Annotated in this window: 5 protein-coding genes; 3 read left to right on the forward strand and 2 right to left on the reverse strand. The window is 63.4% G+C overall.

Going from position 1 to position 3972, the window contains the following annotated elements; genetic code table 11:
* Positions 1–358: 358 nt before the first annotated feature.
* Complete coding sequence (locus AC1D1X_RS17590; RefSeq protein ID WP_477667847.1) at positions 359–715, forward strand: HPF/RaiA family ribosome-associated protein; 357 nt, start codon at positions 359–361, stop codon at positions 713–715.
* Between the two features lie 8 nt (positions 716–723).
* Here AC1D1X_RS17590 and AC1D1X_RS17595 read toward each other — a convergent pair whose 3' ends face one another.
* Positions 724–1209 carry a GNAT family N-acetyltransferase gene (locus AC1D1X_RS17595; RefSeq protein ID WP_477667846.1) on the reverse strand — a complete coding sequence of 162 codons (486 nt, stop codon included), beginning with the start codon at positions 1207–1209 and terminating at the stop codon, positions 724–726.
* Positions 1210–1471: 262 nt separating this feature from the next.
* Between AC1D1X_RS17595 and AC1D1X_RS17600 the strand changes: the two genes are divergently transcribed.
* Together AC1D1X_RS17600 and AC1D1X_RS17605 are read left to right on the forward strand one after the other, a co-directional pair.
* Positions 1472–2224, forward strand: a complete 753-nt coding sequence (locus AC1D1X_RS17600) for a metallophosphoesterase family protein (RefSeq protein ID WP_477667845.1) — start codon at positions 1472–1474, stop codon at positions 2222–2224.
* On the forward strand, positions 2221–3696 hold the full coding sequence (locus tag AC1D1X_RS17605) for a protein kinase domain-containing protein (RefSeq protein WP_477698772.1): 1476 nt from the start codon (positions 2221–2223) through the stop codon (positions 3694–3696). The genes AC1D1X_RS17600 and AC1D1X_RS17605 overlap by 4 nt, the downstream gene beginning before the upstream one ends.
* Positions 3697–3779: 83 nt before the next feature.
* On the opposite strand, the gene AC1D1X_RS17610 is transcribed toward AC1D1X_RS17605, so the two are convergent.
* Positions 3780–3972 (reverse strand): LuxR C-terminal-related transcriptional regulator (locus tag AC1D1X_RS17610; RefSeq protein WP_477698773.1); only part of this gene is annotated, 193 nt, incomplete at its 5' end.

The following is a 3972-nucleotide window of genomic DNA, read 5'->3' on the forward strand; positions in this document are numbered from 1 at the left end:
ACCTGGCTGCGGGGCGGCTGGTCGCCCTGTGCACAGAATGGCAAACCGAGGCTGTACCGCTGTACATGGTGTTACCGGGACGGCGGCAACTGACGCCCGGCCTGCGCCTGCTCAGGGAATTTATCGGCGCACGCTGCCTGGCGCTTTCCGAAGCCCGGTGAGGCACTCACCCCATGAGGAAACCGTATGTCCGTGTGCGGTGTGGAAAACCACCCTTACTTCAGGGTGGGGATCAGGACTACAGGCTCGCAGCCGTGCAGGGCGCACAATGAATTTTCCAGTTGCCCCCCGGCAACCGCAAGACAGCCCGGCCGGCAGGCCTCTTCGCTGTAACCGTCCTGAAAGGAAAACAATACCCATGCAAGTCCAAGTCAATTCCAATCACACCATGCACACCGGCGAATCGTTCGAGCGCTGGGCCAGCACCGAACTCAACAGCTCACTTAGTCGCTTCAAGGGCGACATCACGCGCATTGAGGTTCATATGAGCGATGAAAACAGCGACAAAATCAGCCCGGACCAAAAACGCTGCGTGATGGAAGCGCGGCTGGCGCACCATGAACCACTGGCCGTCAACCACCACGCGCCCAGCCAGGACGAAGCCTTTCGCGGCGCAAGCGACAAGCTCAAGCGGGTGCTTGACCACACGCTGGGAAAATTGCGCGACCACCACCGCACGCGTGAGACCATCCGGCACGAGCCGGACGCCATCTGAACCGTTGACTAACCCTGGTTGCCCAGGGGGACGGTCTTGGTCATCGCAAAGCGGCGGAGCATGGCCCCGCGCCGTTCAACGCATTGCTCTTCCCTCACCGCGAATCCCTGGCGCTCGAAAAATGGCCGGCTCACCAGGCTGGCCTCCGTAAAAAACTCCACGATGCCGAGACCGCGCAGCGCAGTTTCGGCATGGCCGTAAAGCTGTGAAGCCACACCGCGGCGCGCGGCAGCGGGCGACGTAAACAGGAGGTCGATATGGCCATTTTTTTCATAGCCAATAAAGCCCAGCAGACCGCCGCCTTCCGCGTCTTGCGCCAGCAAGATTTGTAATGGCCCGAGCCGCGTTTTCCATAGGCCCGGATCGGGTGGGTGAGGCGCCCAGGCCTCGCGCTGCACGGCGTCGTAATGGCTTCCCGCCAGGCCATGAACCGCATCGGTGAACAGCTGGGCGACTGCGGCGAGGTCTGAGTCCTGGTAAGGGCGGATATGCATGATGGGATCAACGGCGATAAAGCAGGCGATGATAAAGGTGATTGTGGCCTGCAGCCCAGTCAGGGCGAGCGCAAGCAGCTATTAATTTGGTAGCATGCTGATGGCCGCCATCTTGGACATTGGCGCATGGCAGTTGCGTTGACGCGGATAAAAACAGCCACGGCCTCTTCCTTTTACGGCAAACTGTACTGTCCTGCTCCCGAATGACAGGACATCAGCTGCCTGGGATTGCCTGCTGTGAAATAAAACTGCGCCTCACCTTATGAAAATAGCCCTGCTGTCCGATGTGCATGCCAACCTGCGTGCGCTGGAGGCCTGCCTTGCCCACGCTGCAGAGCAGGGCGCCGGCCGACTGGCCATACTGGGAGACCTGGTGGGCTATGGCGCGCAGCCGGCCGAGGTGGTGCAACGGATTCGCGACCTGGCTGGGGAGGGCGCCGTCGTGCTCAGGGGCAACCATGACCAGCACACGGTGACGCCGCCCGCACAGGCCCGATCGGTTGACCAGAGCGGCGCCGCCTGGACGCACGAACGGCTGGACAAGGATGCCCTGGATTTCCTCGAGAGACTGCCACTGACGGCCACCATTGGCACCGCGCTGCTGGTACACGCCAGTGCCGACTCGCCGGGGCGCTGGCACTATGTGGACAATGAACGCCGCGCCGAAGCCAGCCTTGACGCCGCATCGCTCGATCCGGACGTGCGCTATGTGTTTTGCGGTCACGTGCACCAGCAGACGCTGTATTTCCACGGTGCGGGGCAGGGGCTGATGCGCTTTCAGCCTACCCCGGGCGTGCTCATTCCGGTGCCGGCGCACCGTTACTGGCTCGCCACCGTGGGTTCGGTGGGCCAGCCGCGCGACGGCAATACCAAAGCCATGTATGCACTGTTTGACCCGGAGCTGGCCGAGCTGACTTTCCACCGCGTGGCTTATGACCACCTGGCTGCCGCAGCCGATGTGCGCGCAGCCGGCCTGCCCGCATACTTTGCGCAGCGGCTGGAGGCGGGCCTGTGAGGTTGATGGCACCCGGCACCGTGGTAGATGGATTTGTGGTTGGCGAATGCCTGCATGCCGGTGGCATGGCGCACATCTACCAGGTGGGGTATGCCGACACAACGCACGCCGTGCCTTTTCCGCTGGTGATGAAGGTGCCGCGCATGACGCCCGGCGACGGCGCGGAAAACATCGTGGGCTTTGAGGTCGAGCTGCAGTTGCTTTCCGTGCTGACCGGGCCGCATGTGCCGCGCCTGGTGGCAGCGGGAGACCTCGAAAAGCTGCCTTACCTGGTGATGGAATACGTCTCCGGCCGCACTCTGCAACAACTGCTGGACGAGGCTGCAGCGCCGCTGCCTGCCGAAGAAATTGCCCGGCTGGGTGTGGCAGTGGCCCAGGCGGTACACAGCCTGCATCTGCAGGATGCCTGCCACCTGGACCTGAAACCGGCGAACGTGCTGATACGCCCCGATGGCAGTGCCGTGCTGCTCGACTTCGGGTTGTCTTGCCACGCGCATTACCCGGACCTGCTGGCTGAAGAGCTGCGTCCCGCCGTCGGCTCCCCGACCTGGATGGCGCCCGAACAGGTGGTGGGCGTGCGGGGCGATCCGCGCAGCGACATCTTTGCCATCGGCGTGATGTTGTACGAACTGGCCACACGGGCGCTGCCTTTTGGCAACCCGCAGACCCGCGGCGGCCTGCGGCAGCGACTGTGGATGGATCCGGTGCCGCCGCGCGCGCTGCGGCCAGACTTGCCCGAATGGCTGCAGGAAGTGATCCTGCACTGCCTGCAGAACGAGGCCGACCGGCGTTATGCGTCGGCTGCACACCTGGCGCTGGATCTCTCTGACCCAGCGCAGATCGCCGTGACCGGGCTGGGCCAGCGCCTGCACCCCACGGGATTTTGGGTGCATTTCAAGCGTTGGCTGCGCGCAGCGGGCAAAGACTACCAGCCCAGCCCGCTGCCCTCCCGGCAAATTGATGCGGCGCCCATCATCCTGGTGGCCGTGCCTTGCCTGGACGTGRGCGACGCCACGCTGTATTCATTGCGGCGCGCCGTGATGCGGGTGCTGGGCACGACACCGCGCGCGCGGCTGGCCTGCGTGACGGTGATTGATCCGTCGGCAACCCCGGGCCACGACACGCAGACGAGCGAAACCACCGTGCACCGGCGCTACCTGGGCATGCTTCGCCAGTGGGCGCAGCCTTTGCACCTGAACAGCCAGACAGTGTCTTTTCATGTCATCGAATCGGGAGATGTTGCGCAGGCACTGCTGCACTATGCCCAGGGCAATCATGTCAGCATGATCGTGATGGGCGCTGCGACGCATGGCCTGCAGATGCAGCGCCTGCTGGCGACGGTTCCGATCAAGGTCGCCATGGCGGCGCCCTGTACGGTGATTCTGGTGAAGCAGGCATTGCCGTTTGACCGGCTGGCGAGTGAAGAGGCCAATCCCTCGGAGCCGGCCAGCACCCATGCATCAATGGTTTAAGCGGAAAAGGCCTCCAGCCCTTTGTGGTAAAGCGCAAGGTGCTATATAAAACGTAGCAAATTAAAGTGCGGCAGATGGGCTGTTCACGACCCGGCCATGAGCCGGTGTACCAGGTCGGCCGTGGTGGACGCCTTGTATTTGCGCATCAGGCGGGCGCGGTAAATTTCGACGGTGCGGTGGCTGATCACCAGCGCGCGGCCAATTTCCTTGGAGGTCATGCCGTCCATCAGGTGCGCGGCCACTTCACGTTCACGCGCGGTGAGCTCGGCCGTGACG

The sequence above is a fragment of the Polaromonas sp. P1_G4 genome, from assembly GCF_056405475.1.

Excerpts from the sequence above, each read along its gene's own strand:
- AC1D1X_RS17590 (WP_477667847.1), top strand. The coding sequence starts at position 359 with ATGCAAGTCCAAGTCAATTCCAATCACACCATGCACACCGGCGAATCG.
- AC1D1X_RS17595 (WP_477667846.1), bottom strand. The coding sequence starts at position 1,209 with ATGCATATCCGCCCTTACCAGGACTCAGACCTCGCCGCAGTCGCCCAG.
- AC1D1X_RS17600 (WP_477667845.1), top strand. The coding sequence starts at position 1,472 with ATGAAAATAGCCCTGCTGTCCGATGTGCATGCCAACCTGCGTGCGCTG.